Genomic DNA, 26,862 nt, shown 5'->3' with positions numbered 1-26,862 from the left:
ATCCGGCAGGCGATGGCTGCCATCAGCTCTCGTGCGCGTGGAGGAAGCGGAAGAACTCCAGGCCCTCGCGCAGGCGGCGCTTCATCATCTCCCAACTCACCATCATTTCCTTGACAATCTCCCAGATCTTCGATGGGCGGAAATAGAAGCTCCTGTAGAACCTCTCGACACCGTGGTAGATGTCCTCCTTGGAAAGGTGCGGGTAACTGATTGAGGCGAGCTGGATGCCTTTGTCGTTGACCAGATGGACCGCCTCGTTTTCCACCAGCCAGCCATTTTCGACGGCCTGCTTGTACAGCGAGGTACCCGGATAGGGCGCGGCCAGCGACACCTGGATCGTGTGCGGATTGATTTCCTTGGCGAAACGGATGGTCTTTTCGATCGTTTCCCGGGTCTCGCCGGGCAACCCCAGGATGAAGGTGCCGTGGATGATGATGCCCAGCTTGCGGCAATCCTCGGTGAAGCGTCGCGCGATATCGGTGCGCAGCCCTTTCTTGATGTTGTGCAGGATCTGGTCGTCGCCCGACTCATAACCTACCAGCAGCAATCGCAGGCCATTTTCCTTCATGACCTTCAACGTCTCGTGAGGCACGTTGGCCTTTGCGTTGCAAGACCAGGTAACGCCGAGCTTGCCCAATCCGCGGGCGATCTCCTCGACGCGCGGCTTGAAGTCAGTGAAGGTGTCGTCGTCGAACATGATCTCCTTGACCTCGGGCATGTTCTCCTTGATCCATTTCACCTCGGCCAGCACATTTTCCGCTGAGCGCACGCGATAGCGATGGCCGCCGACGGTCTGAGGCCACAGACAGAAAGTGCACTTCGAGCGGCAGCCGCGGCCGGTATAAATCGACACGTACGGATGCTTGAGGTAGCCGATGAAATATTTTTCGATCGTCAGGTCGCGCTTGTAAATCGGCGCCACGAACGGCAGATCGTCCATGTTCTCGATCATGGCCCGTGGCGGGTTGTGCCGCACACGACCGTCGGCGAGCTTGTAGCTGAGTCCGTTGATGTCCTTGAACGGGTGACCGTCGGCAACTTCCTTGCATGTGTAGTCGAATTCCTCGCGGGCGACAAAATCGATCGCCGCCGAGGCGATCAGCGATTCAGTCGGGTCAACCGCGACCTTCGCTCCGACCATGCCGATGAGGATGGTCGGGTTGCGAGCTTTGAGCAGCTCCGCGAATTTCGCGTCGGTAGGAAAGGAGGGCGTGCTGGTATGGATGACGACGAGTTCGTAGCCCTCGGCGATACGCAAGGTCTGTTCCACCGAAAGCTCGTCCGCTGGCGCATCCAGCAGGCGGGAATCCGGCACCAATGCCGCAGGCTGCGCCAACCAGGTCGGGTACCAGAAACTCTTGATCTCGCGCTTGGCCTGATAGCGCGAGCCAGCGCCACCGTCAAAACCATCGAACGAAGGGGCCTGCAAAAAAAGCGTTTTCATGGGGCTGAAGCTCCTGCGGCAACACGAACCGATGTTCACGAAAACCAGGTGGTTCAGGTCACGGCGCTGGACGGTTACCCCGGGCATGAAGCACCTGGCCGCGCCATCCTACACGCCAACCGGTCAGGGCAGCAGCCCATTCCAGCAGCAACAGACCGTCACGAAGCGGGATCAGCGCGATTTCGTACCATGGCGAGCCTCCACGGTGGCTTCGCCATTGCGAAAAACGCAGCCATACCCTCGCGCAGCCACCGCACAGGGCGAAGCCTGCCGTCAGCAAGTTGGGCGCGATGCACAATCCCACTACAAGTATCGGCGTCGTGAAACAGACAAAGCTCATGGCAAATCCAAGCGGCGCGATCGCGCGGATCGTGCGCAGCCAGCGCAGCTCGTGCATCCACAGTGCGGATAGCCGGGTTTCACCCACCTCCGTGCCAACGACCAAGTCCGAAAGGACCGTACGCAGTTGCTTTTTCCTGGTCAATTCACCCAGCCAGAAATCGTCCGCCAGCACATCCCGCAGAGTTTCGAAGCCACCGATCGCCAGCAACGTGTCGCGGCGTAGTGCGATGGTCGAGCCGAAGGCGAAACGCGTCGATCCGAATGCGTGTGCAAGCCGAACCGAGGGCGCGAACCAGTCGTCGATGAACAGGCGGCCGATGTGTGACCAAAGCCCATGCCGTGCAATGCCGTGATACAGGCATGTGACGACGCCCACACCGGGATCGGCCAAAGGGGCAGACACGCGCGCAAGATAATCCGCAGGCACGCTGATGTCGCTGTCGGCGAGTACCAGCCAGTCGTGTCTGGCGTGCGGCAACATGTTCATGAGGTTGCTTACTTTCAAATTTGTACCGTATACACGGGCATCGATTACTAGGGTCATGTCGAGCTGCGGAAATTCCATTTGCAACCGCCGTACAACGGCGATGGCCGGGTCATCGGGTTCGCGCACGCCGAAGATCAGCTGGTAATCCGCGTGTGTCTGCAGGCAGAAGCCGCGCAGATTTTCATATAGGCACGGCTCGGCCCCATGCAAAGGTTTGAAGATGCTTACCGGTTGCAGTAGGTCAAGACCGCGAATGTCTGAAAGCGAAGCCATGGAGTGGGCACTTTTCAGTGCTGCGAACAAAACGGCGCAGGCATATCCGGCGGCGGCGGCGGTCAATCCGGTGCCGAACCAATGGATACCGACGATAACGGTCCAGTCTGTTAACATGAGGCCTATACTACAGTCGGATTTCAGCCTGTCAGGCTGGGGCCGTTGTGTCCCATCGCTTGTTCCTGTCGACTCGGAGGCTGTTGCGATGCGTCGCGGGTTTGAAAAACCTGTTCTTGCCAGCAGCGGATGCACGTCCCCTGTCAGGGTTTACGCGGGCGCGGGCGCAGGATGCCGGATCAGGGCGTAGGCAGCGGCGGCTTGATGCCACGTTGCTTGAACACAGCGATGGACGCCGTGGACCGCTCGCGGCAGCGCCGCGCGCAGCCGCCGCTCCGGCGCGCTCGAGGTGTCCGCCGGCGGCATGGCGTGCAGCCGGCACGTCATCCAAGCCGCCCAGGATCGCACCCGCCAGCGCGTGCAACTCGCGCATCGGACGATCGCTCGGAACCCGATCCTGCACCGGCCCATGCGAGAACATACCTGGTTGCCGCACGTCTGGACTACGCATCGATTCCATGCCTCTACGATCAGTGCTACCTGTGACCACGGCGCGTTCGCGGAGTTGCTCGACAGCCTTTCCGGTAAAGTCAGGACATGAACCGGGCCAACGCACAAATCGAGCATGGGGATGGCGTCATGGCTGCAGCGTGGCCGGACCATCGCGCGGCGCCCCTCCGGGGGCGGACTTGCTTGGAATACGGTCAACTCTGGTTGTATGGCCTGGCATGCGGCCTGTGGCTGATCGGCGTGGGGATCGCGGCAGCGAATCCCATCGTCGCTGGTGGCAGCGCTGCTTCCAGCATCCAGGGTGACTGGCTGGTAGCGAACCGCGATGCCGTGATCCACATTTATCGCGTCGGTGACGAATTCGAAGGCCGCATTGTGTGGCAATCGCACGGCCGTATAGAGAACGGGCACGTCCGCAATGGCAAGGCCGTCACGGCTCGGAGCACTTCGGGCGCGACGCGGAGATCTCAGCCGACAAACGAATTGCGGCTGTTGTGGGGGTTGCGCTATGACGCCAGCGACAGGCGCTGGGCAGGTGGTTACATTTATGATGCCGACAACGGCAACACCTACCACTGCCGGATACGACTGATCAATCCCGACCAACTGAAGTTGCGGGGCTACATCGGTTTCAGTCTGTTTGGCGGCACCACGTTGTGGAGCCGCGTCGCGATGACAACCCCGATGCATGGTGGCCTCCCCTACGTGGTAATGCACTTTGCGGGAGGGTGAGGCTGACAGATAGCCGTCGCCATACCGACAACCCGTTATCCAGCGAAGTCCATGAATCCCGAGCCTCGTACCGCAGCGCTTGGCAAATTCCATGCCGCAGCACAAGCCCAGCCCAACATAGCTCTGGTCAAGTACTGGGGAAAGCGCGACGTCGTGCTGAATTTGCCGACCACAGGCTCCATATCCATCACATTGGACAGCTTGTGGACACGCACCGAAGTGCGCTTCGTGCCGGGACAGACGCATGATCGGGTCAGCCTCAATGGTCGCAGCGATGCGGCCGAGACGAAGCGGGTAGTCGCCTGCCTTGATTTGCTGCGGCAGCGTGCCGCTGTCGACTGGGGTGCGGAGGTCGATAGCCGCAATAATTTTCCCACTGCTGCCGGTCTGGCTTCCTCCGCTTCCGGATTCGCGGCGCTGGTACGTGCCGGCGCCCAAGCCTTGGATCTTGGCCTGAATGAGACCGAGCTGTCGATGTTGGCGCGCCGTTGCTCCGGATCGGCGGCGCGCTCGATATTCGGCGGTTATGTTGAATGGGCGCGCGGTCGGCTGGCCGATGGATCCGATTCAGTCGCTCTTCCGCTGCTGTTGGCGGACGCATGGCCTTTGCGTGTGGCGGTGGCAGTCACCTCCATCACTGCTAAGCAAATCGGCTCAAGTGAAGGCATGCGCCACACCGCGCAGAGCTCTCCATTTCAAGCTTCCTGGGTTGCCACCCAGCCGGCTGATCTGACTACGGCGCGCAATGCCATCTTGGCGCGCGATTTTGATGCGCTCGCGCTGGTTTCCGAACATAGCTGTCTGAAGATGCATGCGCTGGCCTTGGCGGCGCAGCCGGGATTGCTCTATTGGAATGGCGCCACGGTGGAATGCATGCACTGCGTGCGCACGTTGCGCCAACAGGGCGTGCCAGTGTTCTTCACGATCGATGCGGGGCCGCAGTTGAAAGCGGTTTGCGCGCCATCGGTGATTGGGCAGGTGAAAGCGGCCCTGCGTGAGATCCCCGGGGTACTTCATGTACTCGATTCGGGCCTTGGCGCAGGTGCATGCGTCATTTCCATCGACGCGTTGGAGGCGTAATGGAGCTGATCGCCAGCGCACCCGGCAAGCTCGTGTTGCTGGGGGAATACGCGGTACTGGAAGGAGCCCACGCGCTGGCGCTGGCGGTGAACCGCCGTGCCAAGGTGCGCATCGCGGCACGCAACGATGGCCTTTGCGTAGTAAACGCGCCTGATCTTGAGATGCTAGATGCTCGGATGTCCATTGATGCTGATGGCAGGCTGCACTGGCTATGCGCCGAAGCTGACGCCGGCAAGTTGCGGCTGGTTGATCATGTATGGCAGGGTTTGTTGGAGGAGGGCTTGGCGCCACCGACCAACGCGGGTTTTTGTCTAGATCTGGATACCGCGGGGTTTTTCGAAGCAGTTGGCGCAAACCGTGCCAAGCTGGGGCTTGGTTCCAGTGCGGCATTGGCGGTAGCACTGGCTTCGGCGCTGGCGGTGTTTGCCGGTCATGGCGACGCGGTTGCCGATCAGCCATCGTGGTTGCGCAGATTGCTTCGCATGCACGGCAACTGGCAAGACGGGCACGGCAGTGGCATTGATGTGGCAGCCAGCCTGGCTGGCGGCTTGATTGCCTATCGCTGTTCCGGGCAGAACGCCCGGCCGCATGTCACACCCCTGGATTGGCCTGTGGTCGGTGTGCACTGCTTGTTCGTCTGGTCCGGGCAGGCCGTATCGACCGTGGACTTCTTGCGCCGGCTGGCGCAATGGCGTCTCGACCACCAAGCTGAATATGCAGCGCACATGCGCGACCTCGGCGCGCTGGCTGAAGTGGCGACAGCTGCCTTGCAGCAGGGCCGCGGTGCGGACTATGTGCAGATGGTTGCCCGGTATGCGACGGCATTGCGAGACTTCGGCGCCGCAACTGGCCTGGAAATATTCTCCCCTGTGCATAATCGCCTCGCGGACATCGTCGCGAGTGCCGGAGCCAGCTACAAGCCATGCGGGGCTGGCGGCGACTTTGGGGTGGTCGTAGCCGAGGATGCAGACCGCCTGGCCCGAATCGAGCGACGCATCCTCGACGAAGGCTTGCATAGCAAGCCACTCGCGCTTGATCCGCAGGGGTTCACTTGCGCCATCCATTTGACTTGAGATTGCTGGCAGGGCAAGAATCCGAGCAACAATTTCTTTCAGCGCAGATTCGAGGACACCCAAGCGCAGCTGTCGACACGCTGCATCCGCGTGCTTGGGTAATGCGGTTTAGGCGTGCATACCTCCACGGAGTGACCATGGCATGAGCATTGAGCGATCAAGTGCGGAGCGGTCGCGGTTCCCGGCGTTTTTCAAGTTGTCAGTGTCTGATCGAGTACGGATCATTCACGAGCGTGGTTGGCTGTCCGACGCGGACTACCAGATGCTCATTTCCGGCGAACACACGCTGAAGGTCCACAAAGCCGACAAGATGATTGAGAACGTCGTCGGCGTGATGGGCTTGCCAATCGGACTCGGCCTGAACTTCCTGGTCAACGGACGTGACTACGTCGTGCCGCTGGTGGTCGAAGAGCCTTCGATCGTGGCCGCGCTGTCCTCCGCGGCCAAAGTGGTGCGTGGTGCGAGTGGTTTCCAGGTTGAAAGCACCGCGCCAGTACTGATTGGCCAAGTCCAGGTGATAGGCGCACCGCATCCGGCCCGGGCCAAAGCAGTGTTGCTGCAGCGCAAGGACGAGTTGCTCAACCTTGCCAACAGCCTGCATCCGCAGATGGTGGCACGTGGCGGTGGCGCACAAGACATGGAAGTGCACCTGCACGCGCGTGCCGAAGGCGGTGACATGCTCGTGGTGCATTTGCTGGTCGATACGCGCGATGCGATGGGCGCCAACCTCGTCAACACCATGTGCGAGGGGATTGCATCGCTGGTGGAGTCCATGACCGGTGGTCGTGTATTTCTTCGCATCCTGTCCAACCTCACCGACCGGGCATTGGTGCGCGCGCGCTGCGTCATTCCGGTGGAAGGGCTCGCCGGGAAGGGTCATGATGGCGAGGAGGTCCGCGATGGGATCGTGCTCGCCAACGAATTCGCCTGCATCGATCCCTACCGCGCCGCTACGCACAACAAGGGCATCATGAATGGTGTCGACGCGGTTGCGCTGGCAAGTGGCAACGATTGGCGTGCCATCGAGGCGGCTGCACACGCCTATGCGGCACGCGGCGGTCGCTATACCGCGTTGACGCGTTGGTACAAGGGTGAACAAGGCGAACTGGTGGGTGAGTTGGACATGCCGATGAAGGTTGGTATCGTCGGCGGGTCGTTGCAGTCCAACGCCACTGTGGCGCTGAATCTGCGTCTGCTCGGCGTGAAGTCGGCGTGCGAATTGGCTGAGGTGATGGGTGCGGTCGGGCTCGCGCAGAATTTTTCTGCACTGCGCGCGTTGGTCACCGAAGGCATCCAGCATGGCCACATGACATTGCATGCGCGCAGCGTCGCCATTGCCGCGGGTGCCACCGCGGAAATTTTCGACACCGTGGTCGAACGGCTGGTGGAAACTGGCGAAATCAAGATTTGGAAGGCGCGCGAGATCGTCGAACAGGTGCGCAAAGAAGCTCGCGGCGTGTCGGTCGGCGCAGTGACATCCGATCAGCCGGCGATCGATCAGCGCGCTTGCGGTCACGGCAAGATCATCTTGCTCGGCGAACATGCGGTCGTATATGGCAGCCACGCGATCGCCGCACCGGTGCCGTTGGCAGTACGCGCTACGGCGCAGGACACGACGTCTGGTGGCGTCGATATGCTCATACCACGCTGGGGTGTGGAGTATCGGCTGCAGCGTGATCCCGCGCATCGCGACTCGCTACAGCGTTCGCTCGGCATCATATTCGACGCGCTGGATCTGACTGAACGCTCAGTGCGCATCGAGGTCTTTCCCAGCGTGCCTAGGGCGATGGGCCTTGGCGGTTCGGCGGCGATGGCGGTGGCGGTGATCCGCGCGCTGGATCAGCACTACCGGCTCGGCCTTCGCGACGAGGAGGTCAATGCATTGGCTTACCGCTGTGAAGAAGTGGCACATGGCTCGCCCTCAGGTATCGATAACACCGTGGCGACCTATGGCAAGCTTGTGCTCTACAAACGCGGTTGGCAGCCGAATGAAGCACCGACCATGCGAGAATTGGCGGTGCCAAAACCCATTCCAATCGTGATTGGTATCAGCCGCAAGGAAAGTCTTACCGCGGTGACGGTCGGCAAAGTGCGCAATGCTTGGCAACGCAACTCGACCCTGTACGAAGGCATTTTCCATCAGATCGACGAACTCGTCCTGCAAGCCGTGGAGGCCATGCAAGTGCAGGACTTGGAGCGTTTGGGCGACCTGATGAACATTTGCCATGGCCTGCTCAATGCCTTGCGAGTGTCAAGCTGGGAAGTGGAGGAACTGGTGCAAATCGCACGTGAACATGGCGCGCTCGGCGCCAAGCTCACGGGCGGTGGCGGTGGTGGCTCGATCATTGCCTTGTGTCCGGGAAACCGGGACAAGGTGGTTGCCGCGATGCGCGATGCCGGCTATCAGGCGATGGAGGTCGAGATTGGGTAATTCAGGGTTGCCGGGTCACAAGGCGCGACCGAGTTCGAGGGAAGTGGTGTCTTTCGATGACGAGCCCCTGATTCTGGTCGACAAGGATGACTGCGAGATCGGCTTTCTCGACAAGACGTCCGTACACCTGGGGCCGGGTGTGCTGCATAGGGCTTTTTCGCTGTTCGTGTTCAACTCGCAGGGAGAATTGCTGTTGCAGCAACGGGCATCGGGCAAGCGACTTTGGCCGGGATACTGGTCGAATACCTGCTGCAGTCATCCGCGCCGTGGCGAGACCATGGATGAGGCGATCCACCGGCGATTGGGCGAGGAACTGGGCATGCAGTGTCCACTACAATATCTGTTCAAGTTCGAGTACCACGCGCAATTCGACGCGGATGGGGCCGAGCGCGAGCTGTGTTCGGTCTATGCCGGCTGCAGTGACACATCACCTACCGTGAATGACAACGAGATTTCGGCATTGCGTTATCTCTCCCCGGCCGCGCTCGACGCGGAAATCGCGGTGCAACCGGAAATCTTCACGCCATGGTTCAAGATCGAATGGCAGCGTATCCGCAGCGAGCACGCAGGAGGGCTTGCAACTTGCCGGTCGAGTCCGTTGCGCGCCTGACGACACCCATTGGTATGCATGGCGCGATGACAGCATGAAAGGCACCGAACTCGTGTTGACGAACGCCGGTTACGTGACCGCGCCAAGCGGACGGCATAGGGCAAAACCCAGCAACTGGTTCCCCAGTCACCGTGGTCGCACGGCTACTGCCGCGAAGACGCGAGCATGGATGTTGTCGGGCGCCTGGGTGGCGCACATGCGCCGCCGTCTGTGGTGCCAACCATGTTTTCACGCGCAGGCCGACCCACCAGGCACCTCCATTGCCATGCAACGCGATGGCAACATGCGCGAGATCCGTGCCTGGACTGGAGCCGACGACCAATCTAGGCGCGGCCCTCGTAGCGTCCAACAGAACTGGCATGTCGATCGGCGAGAGCATTGGCGCGCTCATCAGGATAATGACTTGCATCATGGCCAGGAGTGCAGATGCCGGCTTTTAGGGGCGCCAAACAGGCTGTGCCCGAGCATGCCGACGATGCCCGATACGACTAGTACAGCGATGGATCGGCGGCATTCCGGGCGATGAGGGCATGGATCACCCATATCGTTGACTTCAGCCGGCGCCATGCCGTCGTCGTCACGCTGCTCTTCGCACTGCTTGCCTCGATGGGCGTGTGGCTGGCCCATGGCCAGCTCCGCGTGGACACCAATACCGATCACATGTTCGATGCACGCCTGCCGTGGCGGCAGCACGAGCGGGCGTTCGATCACGAATTTCCGCAGTTCAACAATCTGCTGGTGGCTGTGGTGCGTGGCGCCACACCCGAGGAAACCGAACAGACGGCGGCGCAGCTGGTTCGGTCGGTTCGTGCCGATCCGCGCCACTTTCACGATGTGGAACGTCCGGATGCCAATCCGTTCTTTCGACACGAAGGCTTGTTGCTGCTGCCACCGGATGATCTGTCCAAGCTGCTGAACTCGTTGATAGCCGCACAGCCACTGCTCGGTTCGCTGGCCCGCGATCCCTCGGCGATCGGCCTGCTGCGAGGCTTGTCGTTGATGGCCGAGGGCGTGCGCATCCAGCATGCGAACCTCAGGCCATACAAGAGCGCACTTGATCAGCTGCAACAAGTACTGGCGAATGCCGCTGACGGTCACCCGGCGCCCTTATCATGGCAAAACTTGCTGGGTTCTGGCATCAGCGCAGCAAAGCATCCGGTACAGTTGGTGCTGATCCATCCTGTACTCGAGGCGAATACACTGCAACCAGGCCTTGCCGCCACACAGGCCCTCATGCGGATCAGCGACAGTTTGCCTGACGTGCGCGATGGGCGTGTACGCATTGATTACACCGGTTCAGTGGCATTGTCCGATGTGCAATTCGGCGCACTCACGCACGGGATCGTGATCAGCACCCTGGCAAGCCTTGCGTTGATCGCGTTGTGGCTGTACTTGGCGGTGCGTTCGTGGCGCCTGATCGTCCCGATCCTGCTGACACTGCTCGGTGGCTTTGCCTTGACACTGGGATTCGCAGCCATAGCCGTGGGCACCCTGAACGTGATCTCCGTGGCGTTTGCGGTATTGTTCGTCGGCCTTGCGGTGGATTTCGCTATCCAGTTTACGACGCGTCTGCGCGATGAGAGGTTGCTGCAGCCCGACCTCGCACTTGCGCTGCGGCAAACGGCGCGGGTTTCTGGTGGCCAGATCGCGGTGGCTGCCGCTGCGACGGCATGCGGTTTCCTGGCATTTGCACCGACTGCATTCTTGGGTGTTGCCCAACTGGGCATTATCGCCGGTGTCGGCATGGGTATCGCCCTGGCCTGCACGGTGACGCTGCTACCCGCACTGCTCTGGTTGTTCAAGCCCCGTTACCAGATCATGGATCTCGCACTTCCGTTCGGTGCCATGTGCGACCTGTGGCTACAGCGACGTCACCGCGCCGTGCTTGGCTTGTTCAGCCTGCTGGCCGTGGCCGGTGCGATTGCTGCCGTTCGCATGCCGTTCGATGCCAACCCACTGCATACGCAAAATCCCGATTCGGAGCCAATGCGCACATTGCTCAGCCTGGCCGACAACCCGGCCATCAATCCATTCAATATTAATGTATTGGTACCGAGTCTTGCCGACGCGCGTCGCCTGGACGACCGGTTGTCGAAACTGCCCGAAGTGTCGAGCGTGATATCCCTCGCCACCTTCCTGCCGGATCACCAGCAGGCATCCCTGGATCAGATCGGTGAAGCGCAGGCGCTCCTGTTGCCCTCGCTCGATACCTCGGGTACTGCAGCGCCGGTGACGCCCGCTGCGCTACGTTCAGCGATCATCAATACACGCAACGCAATCACTGCGGCCGATGTTGCCCTCCCGGCTGACTCGCCTTTGCGTGGTATCGGTGTCGCCTTGGGGCGCCTGGAGCACGCGCCCGATTCGCGGCTGCTGGCGATGAACGAAGCGGTCAGCCGCTTCCTGCCTGAGCAACTGTCGCTCCTGCGCGATGAACTCGATGCCGGTCCGGTCAGCATGAAGAACCTCCCCGCATCGCTTCGCCGCGACTGGATCAGCCCCGGCGGCTGGCTGCGCGTGCAGGTATCGCCTACCGCTCGGGCACAGGATACGGCAGGCCTGCGTCGTTTCGTGCAAGCCGTGCAAGCCGTCGCACCGCAGGCAGGGGGTTCTGCGGTGACGACCATCGCTTCTGCCGATACCATCATGTGGGCATTCCAGCAGGCCGCTGTGCTGGCTATTCTGGCCATTACGGGTGTGTTGCTGCTGGTGATGCGGCGCTTGCGCGACACGGGCATCGTGCTACTCACCCTAGGCATGTCCGCTTTGCTCACTGCGCTGTTTGCCCGCGCAGCAGGCATGTCCATCAACTACGCGAATATCATCGCATTGCCATTGCTGCTTGGCGTTGGCGTATCGTTCAATGTGTACTTTGTGATGAACTGGCGTGCCGGCATGCATCGCTTCGTCAGCTCCGCTTCGGCCCGCGCCGTGCTGTTTTCCGCGCTGACCACTGGCACCGCCTTTGGCTCATTGGCGCTTTCTCACGACCGCGGTATGGCCAGCATGGGCAGCATGCTGCTGACCAGCTTGCTCGCCGTGCTGGTGGCGACGTTCGTGTTTCTACCGGCACTGCTCTACACGCTGCGGGGATGGACACGCGTCTCACCCTGACGACAAGGGCTCATCGAACGACATTCTGACCCCACGCAACGTCGAGAGCTGCTCCAACATCGGCTGCAAGGCAATGGATCGCTTCGCCGGTAGCGCTTCCGAGCGCAGTAACCGATCGGTTGGCTTGGATCATCCCACTCGCTTCCAGATCAGCCAACCGTTGTTTGTCACCGTGAAATGTTTTGGTGCTTCGATCTCGCCATCGATCTTGCGCGTCGATCACCCCGCGACTCCAGGGCGAGGGGAACCGGGGGAGTCCATTCTGTCGAGTCCTGCGGTAGATATCATCGCTGCCGGTGACGAAACCATTGCACCGCGTCCTCCAGCGCCAGACGCGCCGGGCGTGGCTTGTAGCCCAGTTCACGCTCGGCTTTGGCGCTGGAGAAGAACATGCGCTTTTTCGACATGCGCACTTCTTCGACCGTTGCTAACGGATTTGCTCCGGTCAGCCGCGCCCAGGCCTCGGCTACATAAGCCACCGGCATCACCACCGCATGCGGCAAACACAGTTTTGGCGGAGAGCGTCCGGCGATCTCGGCGATCTCGGTCAAAATCTCGCGAAGACTGAGGTTGAAGCCACCGAGGACGTAGCGCTCGCCGACGACGCCGTGCTGGAACGCCAGCCAGTGCCCTTCGGCAACATCATCCACGTGCACTATGTTGAGGCCTGTATCGACATATGCCGGCAGGCGGCCAGAAATCACATCGCGCACGATACGGCCGGTTGGTGTGGGTTTGATGTCGCGTGGCCCGATCGGCGTGGATGGGTTCACGATAATGATCGGCAAGCCCTCGGCGACGTACTCCATGGCCACCGCTTCGGCGAGGAACTTTGAACGCTTGTAATGTCCGATCATGTCGCTCAACGCCACCGCCATACTCTCGTCGCCAGGGCTGCCATCCGTGGGAATGCCCAGCGTGGCTACGCTGCTGGTATATACGATGCGCGGCACGCCCGCGCGCTTGGCTGCTCCGAGAATGGCGCGCGTGCCCTCGACATTGGCGCAATAGAGTTCCTTGGGCACAGGCGCCCACAGACGATAGTCGGCCGCCACGTGGAACAACGCATCGCAACCATCGCAAGCGGGCAGCAACGAAGCTGCATTGGTAAGGTCACCTTCGACCACTTCCACATCCAGGCCCTGCAGATTGCAGCGATCCGATGTTGCGCGTGCCAGCACGCGAACACGATGGCCGTCACGCAGCAAGCGGCGCACGACTGCCGAACCGACAAAACCGGTGCCCCCGGTAACCAATGTTTTCACGTTGACATCCTCCCCGCCGTGAACGCCGAGGATTCCAGCAGAGCTACGCATGCGCGGCTCCCTGTAGGTTCGCACTTCGCGGGGACGTGCGTCCAGGGGCCTTGGCTCTTGGACGTCAGACCGTCCCTCCATGCGCAGGCACCGTGTGCCCCACGGCCAAAATGTTCTGTGCCGCGTTCTCGTCGCGGTCGTGGCGCGTGCTGCACTGCGCACACGCCCAGTCCCGAATTGACAGCGGCAGCTTCTCGACGATGTGTCCGCAGTGCGAGCACGTCTTGCTGCTTGGATACCAGCGGTCGATTTTCACGACCGTCTTGCCGGCGCGTTCGGCCTTCTCTTCGAGAAGCCGAATCGCCGTGCCAATGCTGGCGTCCGAGACGGCGCGGGCAAGGTGGTGGTTCTTCACCATGCCGCGCAGATTGAGATCTTCGACCACGATCCGGTCGAAGCGACGCACGAGGTCCGTGCTGAGTTTGTGCAGGGTGTCCATGCGCGCATTGCGGATGCGCTCGTGCACACGGGCCACGCGCTGGCTGGCCTGCATGCGCCGCCTGGACGCACGCTCGCCCTTTTTCGCCTTGGGCTTGCGCGCAAGCTGACACTGATAGAACGCCAAGCGTCGGGCCCACTTTGCACCATGCGTGGGGTTGGCGATGCGCTCGCCGTTGGACAGCGTGGCCAGTCGCACCACGCCAAAGTCGATGCCCACGCTCTGTCCTGTCTTGGGCAGCTCGACCAGCGCGACATCCACGACCAGCGACACAAAATACTTGCCGCTGGCGGCGCGGATCACGCGCACAGAACTCGGCGTTGGAATGACGGCACGGCTCCAGCGCACCCGCACCGCGCCGATCTTGGCGAGTTTCAACGTGCGCGTGGCCGGATCGAACGTGAAGCCTTGCGAGGCATAGTTCGCGCTTTGCCGCGCATCCTTGCGTTTGAACGCAGGATAGGCGGCGCGCTTGTCGAAGAAGTGGCTGAACGCGACTTGTAGATCGCGCAACGCCTGTTGCAGCGTCACGCTGGAGACTTCGGTCAACCACGCGGTTTCCTGCTGCTTTTTCAGCAGCGTCATGCGCCGGTCAGTCTCCGGGTAGCCAATGCGTTCACCGGTGCGGAACCCGTCGCTGCGCAGCCGTAGCACCCAGTTCCAGACATAGCGCACGCACCCGAACGTCCGCCGGTTGCTCCTGCTCGGGCGTTGGGTACAGGCGAAATGTCCAACGCTGTTTCATAACTCGCATTTTACGCACGTAGCACGCAAGAATAAAACTGCACGCCTGATATCCCCGCCCTGAAGGACGGGGCTTTACGGCGCTTTCCGGTAACGCCACCCGAAATGCAACGGTGCCGGCAGTTTTCAGGCGACAGGCATTTTGCGTAGTATAAATGTCGGCCTGCGTTCCGCGCCAAAACCCCGATGATAGAGTCGTGATAGCGGTCGACCTCGCGGCTTTTACTGCTACTCGTATATCATCGCGTGCTGCCAATTATCCCGCCTTCCATCCCGGATATACGATGCATCTAATTCTCGAGACTGCCCCGTTTGGTGCTCGCGTACCTGCCTACCTGCAACGATTGGAACACGCTTTGAATACCTGTCTGCCATCGGCTGCCACTGACCCGAAGCGGCTCCATGAGGCGATGCGCTATGCCTGCACTGGTGGCAAACGTCTGCGCGGGCTATTGGTTTACGCCACCGGCGAGACCTTGGGCGTGGCGCCCGAACTGCTCGATCCGCCGGCTTGCGCCATCGAACTCATTCATGCTTATTCACTCGTGCATGACGACCTGCCAGGCATGGACAACGACGATTTCCGTCGTGGACGCCCGACAGTGCACAAGGCTTATGACGAAGCCATCGCAATCCTGGTCGGTGATGTTCTGCAGACACTCGCCTTCGGGGAGCTGGCAAAAACCGGCGTGCTCGACGCGGAACAAAGGGTCCGGATGATCAGTTGCCTGTCGCTTGCCTCCGGTTCACTGGGAATGGCTGGCGGCCAAGCTGTGGATATGGACTCGGAAGACCGCACATTGAGTCTTGAGCGTCTGGAATGGCTGCACCGCCACAAGACTGGCGCGCTCATTTGCGCCGCCTGCCAGCTTGCCTGCATTGCGGCTCATGCACCCTATCCCGTGCAGCAGGCGCTCGACAGCTATGGAAAGTCCGTAGGCCTCGCTTTCCAGATCCAGGACGACGTGCTGGATCTGACCGCCGATACCGTTACTCTGGGCAAAACATCGGGCAAGGATCAGGTCCAGCACAAGTCGACGTTCCCATCCCTGCTTGGCTTGGAACAGGCGCAGCATCGCGCGGCCGTGTTGTTCGACGAAGCGCGTGCCGCTGCGGACAGTGTCTCCAGTAATGCGGAACCTTTGCTGTGGCTTGTCGATCTCATCCAGAGACGGGATCACTGACAGCCAACCCAGTTACTGCAGCCAGAGGAGTCATCGACCATCAGACGCCCGCACCGTCGGCGGGATGCGCTGTCCATGTTGGCCGCTGCGGCCGGTGCAATAGCCGAACAGGGACGATTGGGGATGCGCCAGCGGCATTTCACATCCGGCGCAGGGCATGGACGCACACGGGCAGGTCGTGGAAATGCGCCCGAGCGCGTGTTCCGTTGCGGCTTGTCTGCGGTGACCGTGATGCAACATGGCGGACTCATGGTGGCCAACCCAACCCGGGACCGGCTGCATCGGCAGCGACATGCAGAGCTTGTGTTGCGTGACGCATGCGGGAGTATAGGCGCGGCAACCGGGCCAGCAGAGTCGGGTGGCGGCACACGGTTGCGACCAGATCGAAGAGGCGAGGGCGCCCCCACGGGTCGATGCTTTCATGCAACGCGACGGGAACGGTGTCGCTCGCCTCGTCGACGATGGCGCGCAATGCGATAAACGGCAAACCACGGGCCTTGGCGATCTCGGCAACTGCTGCGCTTTCCATATCCGCTGCCGCGGCCATGTGGAGACTGTGCGTGTTCGTCTTCGCTGCTTGCGTCAGCAAGGGCAGGGTCACGCTGAGCAGAGAACCATGCGCCTGCACCAGCAGCGCCGTCTGGGCCAGGCGCAACAGAATGTGAGTGCGCCAATCAGGATCGGGCGTGTAGTCGTGACCCTGTTCGTCACACACTCGTTCAGGACAAAACAGGGTGCTATTGCGCAAGCCGGATTCCAGTGCGCCAGCGACACCGAATGTTGCCAGGGCCTTTGCCCCCGCATCGGCAAGCGTTCGCGCCGCCTTCCGTGCAGCAACAAGCCCCATGCCGCTGAGGCAGACATCGGCACCCACGAGCGGAGTGATGCCTCCGGGTTTTATTGCGCACGCGGTCAATACCTTGGCCTCCACAGTCAACGCCACGACGATGCCCACCGGGCGAATGGCGATTGGGTCGCTCAAGAATCGACGCGCCGCAACTGTCGCCGATAGCAGGTCAGGGCCAACAGCGGAAAGTACGTCGCGTAGCCGTGATACCGCAGGTAGTACACACGTGGGAAGCCGGGTGCGTTGTGCGATGGATGTGACCATACCCCGTTGGCTTGCTGACTTGCGAGCAGGAAAGCGAGGCCACGTTGTACTGAATCCGATTGCACTTCGCCCAAAGCCAGTTGTGCCAGCATGGCCCATGCAGTGGAATGAGGCGTACTGACGTTCTGGTTGGTGCCGCGCAAGGCTGGATCGATATAGCTGTCGTTGGTTTCGCCCCAGCCACCATCGCCGTGCTGTCGCGCGCGCAGCCAATCGATCGCCTTGCGGATATACGGTTGTTGTGGATCCTCGCCAGCCAGGGCCAGACCGGTCAGCACGCTCCATGTGCCGTAGATATAGTTACTGCCCCAACGGCCCCACCAAGCGCCATCATCCTGTTGGCTCGCGCGCAGATAGTTGATGCAGTGACGAATGCTGTCGCGATCTTGTTCCCGTGCGAGTACACCCAAGCAGGCAATCACACGCCCTGAAACATCCTCCGTCGGCGGATCGAGCAGCGCACCGTGATCAGCAAACGGAATGGCGTTGAGGTAGTCATGCGTATTGTCGGCATCGAAGGCGGCAAAGCCGCCATTCTTTGATTGCAGAGCGAGCATCCAATCGGCGGCGCGATCAGTATTGACGCGGTGTCGTCCGGATTCCGCGCGACGACGGTCCTGTACATGCAGCAAGGCGGCGATCAACGCCGTATCGTCGATGTCGGGGTAAGCCGGGTTGGCGTACTGAAAAGCCCACCCACCAGGGGCTACATCAGGTGCGCGCGCGACCCAATCGCCCTTGCGCTCTAGTACCTGTTTCGCGGTCAGCCAGTCGCACGCGCGTGCGATGGCCGCTTGGGTTGATGCATCCTCATTGCTGTGCATCAAGGCCAGCGCGCACCAGCCGGTATCCCACACGGGCGAAACGCAAGGTTGACAATAGGCTGAACCGTCAGCGCGATGGACGATCAGCTTCTGGATGGAGCGCAAACAAGTTTGCCGGGCTGGATGATCTTTGGGGTACCCGAGCAAGGCCATTGCTTCGTAGCAATTGATCATTGGCGGGAAAATCGCGCCGATACCATCTTCGCCGTTCATGCGTGACAGGAACCATGCTTCGGCCTTGTGAATTGCATATTTTCGCAGTCGTCCCGGTATCCAGCGGTCGAGTGCACGCCCGACTTTGTCCACTACAAGGAACACCCGATTTAGTACGCCACCGCGGATGAAGTAGTGGCGTTCCTGCTCCGGTGGCGTGACAAACAGCTCGCGCATGTCGACTTGGTTCGGGTTGTTCGCTTTCGCCTTGAGCGAACATAGAATGGTTAGCGGCACGAGGGTGGTGCGCGCCCAGTAAGAGATCTTCTCGATATGAAATGGTGCCCAGCGCGGGAGCAGCATGATCTCGACTGGAACGTAAGGCACGGCTCGCCAAGGTACCTGCCCGAACTGGGCCAGCAGGATGCGGGTGAATACATTGCATTTTGCGGCCCCACCATGTGCGAGCACGGCATCACGAGCGCGGCGCATGTGTTCCATGGCGGGATCGTCGCCAGCGGCTTTCAGTGCATAGTAGGCTTTCACCGTACACGACAGGTCAATCGCGCCATCGTGATATTGCGACCAGCCACCATGCGTGCTGGTGGCTTGGATGGCACGCAGATAACGCGCCATTTTTTCCTGCAGCACACCGTCGATTTCATCCATGTAATGCATCATCAGGATATATTCAGCGGTGATCGTGCAGTCGGATTCCAGCTCGAAGCACCAGTGCCCATCCGCGCGCTGCTGCGCAAGCAAGGCGACTCGTGCACGCTCGATAGCCTGGCGCAGGCGGTCGGTTCCAGTTTCCTGAATTAAACTATCGCTGACCGCTGAGGCGGGCGAAGACGGGCTCATCGCTGCTGCGCGTCTCTGAGATCCACTGGCTCGCACCCGATGGATTCAGCGGGATATGGAGTGGCGCTTTGGGTCCACGCTGGTCTGAAGTTTTGAGACTCGCTCCAATCTTCCCCCAGCGGAGTGAACGGGAGCTTGTGTGCTGCCATCGTGAACATCTGGCGCAAACCCATATTGGATTTGCTAGCCAGTTTGGTGAGCATGACCGTGAGGGCGACCGCATTGTGCGATACTTTTACTTGTGCGCCAGAGGAAAAGCCGGAATTTTCATGAAGGTTGCGCAGTGTAAGTACCGCCAAACCGATAGACATCATGCAGAAGCGGCGCATCCCTGAATGCCTGGCTGGAATGAGCAATGTGTACTCGAGCGCATGGCGCACATGTGCGTGTGCTACCCCGATGAGCTCGCTTATTGCCTCGCCGTAATGTTCATTTTGCTGCCCTGGTTGCAACTCGATCAGGCGCACGCCATATCTGGCAAAGACATCCTGCGGGAGCCAGCAGACACCGTGGTTTCGGTCCTCCCATTGGTCTTTGAGGATATTTGTCATCTGCAGCCCCTGACCGAACTGAACGGCCAAGCGCATCATGGTGCTGCGATGCTCCGCGAGGGCCGGCTCGAAATCGATGAACAGCTCCGTCAGCATTTCGCCCACCACGCCCGCTACGCAATAGCAGTAGTGATCCAGGTCACGCAGTGTATCCAAGCCGCGCAAGCTTGCGCGGCTCTGGAATTCGTACATGCCGTGGGACATCACGTTCAGGCAGTTCACGATGGCCGTGCGTTGCACCAGCTTCAAGGCATTGGTCACTTGGAGCACTAGCGGCAGCCGGTGCACCAGGTCGCGCTCGGCTTCCAGCGTTTCGGTCGAAAGTAGCGGAGCGAGCTCAGCGGCAAAGCGGTGCGGGTCGATGCGGCCAGCCACCGCATCGATGAATGCATTCTCGTAATAACGCTTGCTCTCGGCCGAAAGTGCAGAGTCGTCTTCGATGGTGTCGGCGATGCGGCATAGCAAATAGGCGTTGGCCACAGCACGGCGCAGCATCGGCGGCAGCGCTGGTATCGTCAACGCGAAAGTCCTCGACACCTGCGGCAGTATGGCGTCTTGGTAAGCGTTGACGTCGTCGTGCGCGGCTGCAGTGGCGTGCTGGAATTGGGCCATGGAGTGCCTCGTACTGTCTGATGTTGGCGCTCGTTGAAACTGGCCACCCGTGCTCGTTGAAAATTGATCAGGGATGGGGCCGATGGGAGCGCCCGTTGACTGCGGATAAGTATAGGTCGGTGGCGCTCAGAAAGGATCGTTGACTTCAGCGGCGCTGCTCGCGCCCGATGGCAATGGGTCGCGCGCTCAATGCGGTTGCCGATAGGGTCGCGGCTGTCTTCGAGGTAGCGGGTCAGAACACTCCAGCGGTGGAAAGTGTAGTCGATCGCCTTGGCCGCGCCGCAGGCGCCAGTCACCGCCGGGCGCATCTGATCTAGCCAGACCTTCAGATTCTGCAGCAGTGGCGCAGCGTGCTGTGTTCCCGCCGGTACGCTGCGCGATGATCTGCAAGTCAGATCCTCGGCCTTCGCCTCCAACCGGTAGGGCGGGGATCCGGGTCAGCGTCACCTGGCTACCGCTGGCCTGGTGCAAATCGACAAACTTGCGTCAGGCGTTGGTCCAGCAAATAGCCGCCCGGTGATGCCAGCCGCGAACAAGGCCTTGCAACCTGAAATCGTCGACCATCAGAGACGCCCACGCAGTTGCCGAGGAAGCGCTGCGCATGCTGGTCGCTGCGGCTGGCGCAGTAATCGAACACCACGATCGAGTGGGCTCCAGTGCGCGCGTCACTTGCACGTTCGGTGTGGCGTGGAATCCATGCGCGCAGTTTAGACGTCCAAATGGATCTGCACCACATACGATGCAGCGAGTCCAGCGTCAACCGCGTGTCAGATTCGTGCCTAGCGCGGCAGCACGAAGCCCAGCCGCCGACTGTCGCACCCCGGCGCAGAGCTAGGCGGGCGGGTACTTACAATTTTGGGCGCACGCCAACAGGCCGCGCGAGAAATCTGGTAGAGCCCCACTCACTTGGCAGCCCCCGTTTTCTTCGGTTTGTCGAATGCCGAAAGGCCTTCAGTCTGCAGGCGCTTGATCAGGCCATCCAAGCCAATGTGCCGGATTTCATCACCTACCTGGCTGCGGTAGCTGGCGATGTACGAAATGCCCTCAATGACCACGTCATAGGCTTTCCACTGGCCGTCGGGGTCTTTGCGAAACACGAAGTCCACCGAAACCTCCTTGCCATCATTGAGCTTGACATGGGTCCGCGCAATCGCACGAGGCCCTTCGAGTGGAGCCCGTGCAGGGATCACTGTGACCCGACTCTCGCGATAGTGGGTCAGCTCGGCCGCGTATCGATCCAGCAATGCGTTGTAAAAAGCCCTCTGAAAGGCAAAGATCTGCTCGGGCGTGGCGGTGCGCGCATAGTCGCCCAGCACCAAGATGACTGAGTACGATTCGTCGAAATGGGACTCCAGCACATGGTTGGCTAGCTCAACCAGCTTAGGCTTGTCTTTCATGTATTCCTTCCGGTGTCCATGCAGTGCGGCACCCAGTTCCCGGGCAATCGCCTCAACTATCTGGTCCGGCGTCTGTGCTTGGGCGGCGGGAGCCGTTGCGGCGGCAGGTGGGGAGGTCTGTGCACCCAGCGGTGCGGTGGCGACCGTTGACACGGTCCCCACCAGCGCAACGGCTATCAGTGCACCGGATAGAGAAATGGGAATACGCATCTTCAAGCTCCTTTCGGCGGGGTCAGCCGCCGTTCTCGCCCGAACCGCTGCCGGCAGGGTACTTGCCGATCAGGTCTTCCGGCGGCAGCGCGGACTGGGTGTTGATGATCTGCATATAGTATTTCAGGTGAGGCGTGCTCTGAGGCCCCCACGTTTTCGCGCCTGGACTGTGAGGTAATCAAGCAGAGAATTGATCAGCGCTGATCTTCGGCAACGTCGCGGAATCCGAGACGAGCGCAGATCAATCCGGGCCAGCGTGCTCAGGCCCTCGCGCAGGCCGCTGTCACGCTCGCCCTGCCGGATCCAGCGCCGCAGTGTCTCCGGCGTCGCACCCATCTTGCCAGCAATCGACACGGTCGCCGCCCGCTGCGACGGGCACTGATCCTTGGCCTCGTAGATCATGCGCACGGCGCGCTCGACCACCCCAGGTGAAAACTTCGGGGATTTCCTCATGGCGCCATCCTCTCAAATAAAGGAGCCTCCTCAAATCCCGGGGCGGTTCAAACTGCCCTTACCGTAGCTGCGATTCTTCCAGCGTGAGCGTGTGCCTCGCCAATAGCGAATCGCCGAGATCCAGGTCATTCCCAGATACAGCGCCGCACTGAGCGGCAAGAGCAGTGCCCATAGCGGCGACATGTGGTAATAGCGAAGTGTCGGAAGGTAACTGGCCATCATGGCCAACCAAGCGACCAGCGCCAACGGCCAGACATGTGGCAAACCAAGGAAAGCAAATATCAACCCATATGCCATGATGAATAAAGCGGTCACCGCCAATAGCAACCAAGTGGAGTAGCCGAGTTGCGTGAAAGCCGAGCGTGCCACCATGTCGTTGATGGACCGCAGTGTGCCATAGGGGCGCAAACTTGCCACACCACGGCTCAAGCCCAGCCATGTATGATAACCGGCATTTTTCATTTTGCGCGCCAGTGCGCAGTCGTCGATCAGGGCGTTGTGTAGACTGGCAAAGGCGCCGACCTGCCGCAGTGCCGCCGTATCTACCAATACACAACCACCCGCCGCCGCAGCGACATGGCGGCAATACGAATTGGACAGGGCAAACGGATACAGTAATTTGAAGTAATACACGAAAACTGGGAGCAGCAGGCGATCCCAGAAGCTGGTGCGGCGCAGATCCGCCATCAATGAGACAAATTGCCGGCCCTCGCGTCGTTTGTGTTCCAGCATTGCCGCGAGCAAGCCGGGCTGCAGTTGAATGTCGGCATCGAGCAACAGCGTTAGCGCCGTATGCACCGTTGCCTTGCCCTGCTCCAGGGCCCATAGCTTGCCGACCCAACCATCCGGCAAGGGCTGGCCATCTATCACGCGTATGTTCGGGTGAGCGGCCGCAATCTGCGCTGTGGCATCACTCGATTGGTCGTCAATCACAACCACATGCAGACCTGTTCCCTGGGCCTGCAAACCGGTCAAGGTGTCGCCAATCATATTGGCTTCATTACGTGCTGGGATAAGTACAGTGATCTCGCCAAGGTTGGCTGCCGGGATAGTTTGCGGATCAGCCTCGATTCGTTCGCGGGTGCTCCATGGCCGCCAAGGCAGCAACAACAACCCACCCCAGATCAAGATCGGGATCGATACAGCTACCCAACTCAAAGTATCCCAGGCCATGAACACCATGGTCAGAGTCTGGCGTTAGCACTCGAACTGTTGCTGCTGCGCTGAATCGCGCTGATCGGGATATGCACTGCAGTGGCATCAACCTGATCGCTGCCATATAGCACGGGCAAATCCGGGGCCATCGCGCCTTCAGTACGCGGGCCGAACAGCGCTACACGCATGGCCTTTAGCGGATGCGTGAAAGTATCGTTGACGGCAGTGCCTTCAAATCCGCAGTGCGCCATGCAATTGGCGCACTTGGGATTGATGCCGACGCCGTACTTCTCCCATTCGGTTTCTTCCATCAGCGCCTTGTAGGTCGGTGCATAACCTTCATCGACCAGCAGATAGCAGGGCTTTTGCCAGCCGAAGATGTTGTAGGTCGGGTTGGCCCACGGCGTACACTGATACGTCTGGTTGCCGGCAATGAAATCGAGGAACATCGACGACTGATTGAACACCCACTTGCTCTTTCGCTGCTTGCCGAGCTTGAACACTTCGCGAAACAAATGCTTGCTCTGACTGCGCCCGAGGAACACATCATTGCGCGGCGCGTGCTGGTAGCTGTAACCTGGCGATACAGTGATGCCTTCGATACCCAGACTCATGGCGTAGTCGAAAAACTTGGCGACCTCGGCTGGCTGTTCTTGGTTGAACAAGGTGCAGTTTATGGTGACGCGATAACCACGCGAAAGCGCCAGCTTGATCGCGGTGATGGCTTTATCGAACACACCCTCCATACACACCGATTCATCGTGGCGCTTTTCCAATCCGTCCAGATGGATTGACCACGTAAAGTACGGCGAAGGCTCATATTCGTCGATATGCTTGGGCAACAGGATGGCATTTGTGCACAGATAAACGAACTTCTTGCGTGCAATGATGCCTTGCACGATCTGCGAAAGTTCTTTGTGGATCAACGGTTCCCCGCCGGGAATGGAGACGACTGGCGCGTCGCACTCGTCCACTGCACGCAGGGCGTCCGCGACGCTCATACGTCGTTGCAAGACTTCTTTGGTGTGATCAATCTTCCCGCAACCAGCACAGGCCAAATTACACTGAAACAATGGCTCCAACATCATCGCCAACGGATAGCGCTTCCGACCGCTGAGCTTCTTCCCGAGAATATAGCGCGCGATCTTGGCCTGCTGGATAAGAGGAATGCTCAATGGACCTCCGGGATCTTAGTATGTCTTGTAGCTAACCAGAATGCAGACGATCTGTTTCAGGGGCTCAAGGCCTCTATCAGGTTGTTGTCGAGGGAGTCTCTTTTTCCGTTGTGCTCCATCGCTTGTTCCTGTCGATTCGGAGGCTGTTGCGATGCGTCACGGGTCTGAAAAACCTGTTCTTGCCAGCAGCGGATGCACGCCTCCAGTCAGGGTTCACGCGAGCGCGGGATGCCGGATCAGGGTGTAGGCAGCGAATGTCCACGTCACCTGGCCGTGCACCGCTGACACGCGCACGCGGGGCGGCTTGCGTCGCCCACCAATGGTCTGAATTCCTCGTGCGCCGCTGCAGGCTCATCGCACAACCCTTGTCGCGTGCCGCGCGTCCAGCGATGGCGCTGCGCCGGCCTGACGTGTGCCGCGCGATATGCGGCTTGATGCCACGTTGCTTGAGCACAGCGATTAATAAATCATGGGTGTCACTGGCCAGCTCGCCCATCTTCGTCAGCGCTGCCGTGTGATCGAAGAGCTGCTGCGCAATGGCCGTGTCGAACGACCGCTCGCGGTTGAACGAAAACATCGAATGATCCCATGCTGCGTCGTCCACGTTGAGTCCCGCGAACCAGCGGAACCGCGGGTTGTCGTTGGGCTGCCCCATCGGCAAGCGCTTGCCGCGGACACCATGGACCGCCCGCGCCCGCGCCCGCGCCGCGCGCAGCCGCCGCTCCGGCGCGCTCGACAGACGTCCGCCGGCGGCATGGCGCGCAGCCGGCGCGTCATCCAAGCCGCCCAGGATCGCACCCGCCAGCGCGTGCAACTTGCGCATCGGGTGATCGCTCGGAACCCGATCCCGCACCGGCTCATGCGAGAACATACTTGGTTGCCGCGCGTCTGGACTACGCATCGATTCCATGCCTCTACGATCAGTGCTACCTGTGACCACAGCGCGTTCGCGAAGTTGCTCGACAGCCTGCCGTCACTTCGGTTGCAGTATAATACGCTTATCGCTTTTCCGGTCTCGCCGTGGAATCTGATCCTGAGGTTTTTCCGCAAATATTCGTTGCAGAACAGTTGATTGCGCGCTGCGCGATCGAACGCAGCACGCACGGACTCCGCGGGGAGAGTTGCGCAAGTCGCTGATTGCTTGGCTACGTCAGCCTGGGCCGCAGCACGCGCAAGCCACGCAGTCGTGGCATGGATCGGCGCAGCCAGTTCCCTGATCGATCTATAATTCATCCCATGAATCCTCCCAAGAAAGCCCTTTGGATCGTAGTTACCGCTTGCATCGTTCTGTTCTTGGCTGGATGCGCGATCCAGCCAGCAAAGCCGGAGGATCCACTGCAAAGCATGAATCGCAAGGTTTTCGCGTTCAACGAGAAAGTGGATAACTACGTTGTCAAGCCCATTGCCAAGGGATACGTGAAGATCACCTCGGCAAATGTTCGCTCGCTAGTCAGCAATTTCTACAGCAATCTGCTTCTGCCGATAAGCATCGTCAATGACCTGTTACAGGCGCGAGTAGGGGGCGCAGCAGAAGATACCGGACGGCTGGTGGTGAACTCGACGATCGGCTTGGCAGGCCTGTTCGACCCCGCCAACAAATTGGGCCTGAAACTTGACGAAACCGATTTCGGCGTTACCTTGGCCCGCTGGGGCGTTCCACAGGGTCCGTATCTCGTTTTACCGTTTTTGGGTCCGAGTTCATTTCGCGATGCCTGGTCCGATCCCGTGGATTCGTACCTTCTGAATCCCATGACATACTGGATCCGCGACAACAATTTCAAGTACCACGCGGAGTATCTGCCGTTGGTCCTATACGACGTCCAGCTGAGAGCCAGCTATCTGAGTGCGGATACATTCCTCGATTCGTCTTACGATCCTTATATATTGGTCCGCAACGCTTACCTGCAACACCGTAATTTCCTGATCTACCATGGCAGCCCACCGCTCAGTGTGATCGAGAGCGAGCAGGGCTTGGGTCCGACCAGCCAAGAGAGTCTGGATGCTATTTCCGCTCAGCAGCGCGCCTGGCAGGCCCAACAAGCTGCCAAGAATACGGCTGGCAAGGCCATCGGACCAAAGCCGCAAAAGAAAGCAGGAGCCGGTACAGAGCAATCCAGTCCGGTCGCACCGAGCAGTACTTCGCCGACCATCTTGGACCATGTTCCTGCGGCGGCTGGAATCTGATCCGAATCGCTATGGCTTCAATCACTGCGGCGGCGGGTCAGCCGACCTTATCTCGCGAACGCACAAACCTTGTCCGTCATACCTGGACAGATATCGCGTCATACGTTGCCAGTATTGGACAGGTCGGGTGAAGTGCTGCTGCGCCATTCCGTGCGCAGTTTCCGTGTTTCCGCCCACTGCCAGGAAATCAAGGCAGGAACACCGAACGTGATCTCACGCATGCGTTTGACCAGGGACAGCGCGATGCTGGCATCCGGCGGCAGGCCGATCATGTTGCCGAACAGAACCAGACCGACTTCCTGCGTGCCCAGCCCGGCCGGAGTAACAAAGTTGAGCTGGC

The 26,862-nt window shown here is 60.3% G+C and carries 19 protein-coding genes and 3 pseudogenes; 8 read left to right on the top strand and 14 right to left on the bottom strand.

Annotated features, from left to right (window positions below; all coding sequences use genetic code 11):
- Positions 1–22: 22 nt before the first annotated feature.
- A complete protein-coding gene (gene hpnJ, locus ACYDAT_RS08585; protein ID WP_461438719.1) occupies positions 23–1,444 on the bottom strand; it encodes a hopanoid biosynthesis associated radical SAM protein HpnJ in 1,422 nt (473 codons plus the stop codon).
- Positions 1,445–1,502: 58 nt separating this feature from the next.
- Positions 1,503–2,663 (bottom strand): bacteriohopanetetrol glucosamine biosynthesis glycosyltransferase HpnI, encoded by a 1,161-nt coding sequence (gene hpnI, locus ACYDAT_RS08580; RefSeq protein ID WP_461449606.1) that lies wholly within the window; start codon positions 2,661–2,663, stop codon positions 1,503–1,505.
- Between the two features lie 633 nt (positions 2,664–3,296).
- On the opposite strand from hpnI, the gene ACYDAT_RS08575 reads away from it, so the two are divergent.
- From ACYDAT_RS08575 to ACYDAT_RS08550, 6 genes are all read left to right on the top strand, one after another.
- Complete coding sequence (locus ACYDAT_RS08575) at positions 3,297–3,845, top strand: DUF2147 domain-containing protein (protein WP_461438721.1); 549 nt, start codon at positions 3,297–3,299, stop codon at positions 3,843–3,845.
- Positions 3,846–3,896: 51 nt separating this feature from the next.
- Positions 3,897–4,925, top strand: coding sequence for a diphosphomevalonate decarboxylase (mvaD, locus tag ACYDAT_RS08570; RefSeq protein WP_461442098.1), 1,029 nt, complete (start codon positions 3,897–3,899; stop codon positions 4,923–4,925).
- The gene (locus ACYDAT_RS08565) at positions 4,925–5,998 is read left to right on the top strand and encodes a mevalonate kinase family protein (RefSeq protein WP_461449604.1); all 1,074 of its coding nucleotides are present in this window, start codon (positions 4,925–4,927) and stop codon (positions 5,996–5,998) included. The genes mvaD and ACYDAT_RS08565 overlap by 1 nt, the downstream gene beginning before the upstream one ends.
- Positions 5,999–6,140: 142 nt before the next feature.
- Positions 6,141–8,429, top strand: a complete 2,289-nt coding sequence (locus tag ACYDAT_RS08560; RefSeq protein WP_461449602.1) for a hydroxymethylglutaryl-CoA reductase, degradative — start codon at positions 6,141–6,143, stop codon at positions 8,427–8,429.
- A gap of 46 nt (positions 8,430–8,475) precedes the next feature.
- On the top strand, positions 8,476–9,039 hold the full coding sequence (idi, locus tag ACYDAT_RS08555) for an isopentenyl-diphosphate Delta-isomerase (protein ID WP_461438725.1): 564 nt from the start codon (positions 8,476–8,478) through the stop codon (positions 9,037–9,039).
- A 522-nt stretch (positions 9,040–9,561) separates the two neighbouring features.
- Positions 9,562–12,153, top strand: coding sequence for an MMPL family transporter (locus tag ACYDAT_RS08550; RefSeq protein WP_461449600.1), 2,592 nt, complete (start codon positions 9,562–9,564; stop codon positions 12,151–12,153).
- Positions 12,154–12,437: 284 nt separating this feature from the next.
- Here the strand turns inward: ACYDAT_RS08550 and hpnA are convergent, their stop codons facing one another.
- On the bottom strand, positions 12,438–13,550 hold the full coding sequence (gene hpnA, locus ACYDAT_RS08545; protein WP_461438727.1) for a hopanoid-associated sugar epimerase: 1,113 nt from the start codon (positions 13,548–13,550) through the stop codon (positions 12,438–12,440).
- A pseudogene (locus ACYDAT_RS08540) lies at positions 13,534–14,598 on the bottom strand (RNA-guided endonuclease InsQ/TnpB family protein); the annotation flags it as partial. The pseudogene ACYDAT_RS08540 and the gene hpnA, both read right to left, overlap by 17 nt.
- Positions 14,599–14,936: 338 nt before the next feature.
- Between ACYDAT_RS08540 and ACYDAT_RS08535 the strand changes: the two are divergent.
- Positions 14,937–15,836: a polyprenyl synthetase family protein gene (locus tag ACYDAT_RS08535; RefSeq protein ID WP_461438561.1), complete on the top strand. Its 900-nt coding sequence runs from the start codon at positions 14,937–14,939 to the stop codon at positions 15,834–15,836.
- Positions 15,837–16,083: 247 nt separating this feature from the next.
- Here ACYDAT_RS08535 and ACYDAT_RS08530 read toward each other — a convergent pair whose 3' ends face one another.
- From ACYDAT_RS08530 to ACYDAT_RS08490, 9 genes and pseudogenes are all read right to left on the bottom strand, one after another.
- Positions 16,084–16,818, bottom strand: coding sequence for a phosphorylase family protein (locus tag ACYDAT_RS08530; protein WP_461438560.1), 735 nt, complete (start codon positions 16,816–16,818; stop codon positions 16,084–16,086).
- Positions 16,815–18,785, bottom strand: a complete 1,971-nt coding sequence (gene shc / locus ACYDAT_RS08525) for a squalene--hopene cyclase (RefSeq protein ID WP_461438559.1) — start codon at positions 18,783–18,785, stop codon at positions 16,815–16,817. The genes ACYDAT_RS08530 and shc overlap by 4 nt, the downstream gene beginning before the upstream one ends.
- Positions 18,782–19,948, bottom strand: coding sequence for a phytoene/squalene synthase family protein (locus ACYDAT_RS08520; RefSeq protein WP_461449598.1), 1,167 nt, complete (start codon positions 19,946–19,948; stop codon positions 18,782–18,784). Before ACYDAT_RS08520 ends, shc begins: the two co-directional genes overlap by 4 nt.
- Positions 19,852–20,364, bottom strand: coding sequence for an IS66 family transposase (locus ACYDAT_RS08515; RefSeq protein ID WP_461449596.1), 513 nt, complete (start codon positions 20,362–20,364; stop codon positions 19,852–19,854). The genes ACYDAT_RS08520 and ACYDAT_RS08515 overlap by 97 nt, the downstream gene beginning before the upstream one ends.
- 486 nt (positions 20,365–20,850) lie before the next feature.
- Positions 20,851–21,555, bottom strand: coding sequence for an MlaC/ttg2D family ABC transporter substrate-binding protein (locus tag ACYDAT_RS08510; RefSeq protein ID WP_461438556.1), 705 nt, complete (start codon positions 21,553–21,555; stop codon positions 20,851–20,853).
- A 260-nt stretch (positions 21,556–21,815) separates the two neighbouring features.
- Positions 21,816–22,008 (bottom strand): annotated as a pseudogene (locus ACYDAT_RS08505) (transposase); the annotation flags it as partial.
- Positions 22,009–22,038: 30 nt separating this feature from the next.
- Positions 22,039–23,190 (bottom strand): glycosyltransferase, encoded by a 1,152-nt coding sequence (locus ACYDAT_RS08500; RefSeq protein ID WP_461449594.1) that lies wholly within the window; start codon positions 23,188–23,190, stop codon positions 22,039–22,041.
- Positions 23,191–23,192: 2 nt separating this feature from the next.
- The gene (hpnH, locus tag ACYDAT_RS08495; protein ID WP_461449592.1) at positions 23,193–24,338 is read right to left on the bottom strand and encodes an adenosyl-hopene transferase HpnH; all 1,146 of its coding nucleotides are present in this window, start codon (positions 24,336–24,338) and stop codon (positions 23,193–23,195) included.
- Between the two features lie 76 nt (positions 24,339–24,414).
- Complete coding sequence (locus ACYDAT_RS08490; RefSeq protein ID WP_461449590.1) at positions 24,415–25,161, bottom strand: transposase; 747 nt, start codon at positions 25,159–25,161, stop codon at positions 24,415–24,417.
- 413 nt (positions 25,162–25,574) lie between these two features.
- Between ACYDAT_RS08490 and ACYDAT_RS08485 the strand changes: the two genes are divergently transcribed.
- Positions 25,575–26,522: an MlaA family lipoprotein gene (locus ACYDAT_RS08485; RefSeq protein WP_461449588.1), complete on the top strand. Its 948-nt coding sequence runs from the start codon at positions 25,575–25,577 to the stop codon at positions 26,520–26,522.
- A gap of 98 nt (positions 26,523–26,620) precedes the next feature.
- On the opposite strand, the pseudogene ACYDAT_RS08480 reads toward ACYDAT_RS08485, so the two are convergent.
- Positions 26,621–26,862: pseudogene (locus ACYDAT_RS08480) on the bottom strand (hypothetical protein); the annotation flags it as partial.

This window comes from Metallibacterium sp. (assembly GCF_054637675.1).
Note: the sequence above shows the minus strand (reverse complement) of the source record. Positions and strands in the feature narration are given on the sequence as shown.

Bases quoted from the DNA above. Each gene is read 5' to 3' on its own strand.
- hpnI (WP_461449606.1), bottom strand. From the start codon at position 2,663: ATGTTAACAGACTGGACCGTTATCGTCGGTATCCATTGGTTCGGCACC.
- ACYDAT_RS08550 (WP_461449600.1), top strand. From the start codon at position 9,562: ATGAGGGCATGGATCACCCATATCGTTGACTTCAGCCGGCGCCATGCC.
- ACYDAT_RS08565 (WP_461449604.1), top strand. From the start codon at position 4,925: ATGGAGCTGATCGCCAGCGCACCCGGCAAGCTCGTGTTGCTGGGGGAA.
- ACYDAT_RS08490 (WP_461449590.1), bottom strand. From the start codon at position 25,161: ATGCGCAAGTTGCACGCGCTGGCGGGTGCGATCCTGGGCGGCTTGGAT.
- hpnJ (WP_461438719.1), bottom strand. From the start codon at position 1,444: ATGAAAACGCTTTTTTTGCAGGCCCCTTCGTTCGATGGTTTTGACGGT.
- hpnA (WP_461438727.1), bottom strand. From the start codon at position 13,550: ATGGAGGGACGGTCTGACGTCCAAGAGCCAAGGCCCCTGGACGCACGT.
- shc (WP_461438559.1), bottom strand. From the start codon at position 18,785: ATGAGCCCGTCTTCGCCCGCCTCAGCGGTCAGCGATAGTTTAATTCAG.
- ACYDAT_RS08535 (WP_461438561.1), top strand. From the start codon at position 14,937: ATGCATCTAATTCTCGAGACTGCCCCGTTTGGTGCTCGCGTACCTGCC.
- mvaD (WP_461442098.1), top strand. From the start codon at position 3,897: ATGAATCCCGAGCCTCGTACCGCAGCGCTTGGCAAATTCCATGCCGCA.
- ACYDAT_RS08485 (WP_461449588.1), top strand. From the start codon at position 25,575: ATGAATCCTCCCAAGAAAGCCCTTTGGATCGTAGTTACCGCTTGCATC.
- ACYDAT_RS08500 (WP_461449594.1), bottom strand. From the start codon at position 23,190: ATGGTGTTCATGGCCTGGGATACTTTGAGTTGGGTAGCTGTATCGATC.
- ACYDAT_RS08510 (WP_461438556.1), bottom strand. From the start codon at position 21,555: ATGCGTATTCCCATTTCTCTATCCGGTGCACTGATAGCCGTTGCGCTG.
- ACYDAT_RS08560 (WP_461449602.1), top strand. From the start codon at position 6,141: ATGAGCATTGAGCGATCAAGTGCGGAGCGGTCGCGGTTCCCGGCGTTT.
- ACYDAT_RS08520 (WP_461449598.1), bottom strand. From the start codon at position 19,948: ATGGCCCAATTCCAGCACGCCACTGCAGCCGCGCACGACGACGTCAAC.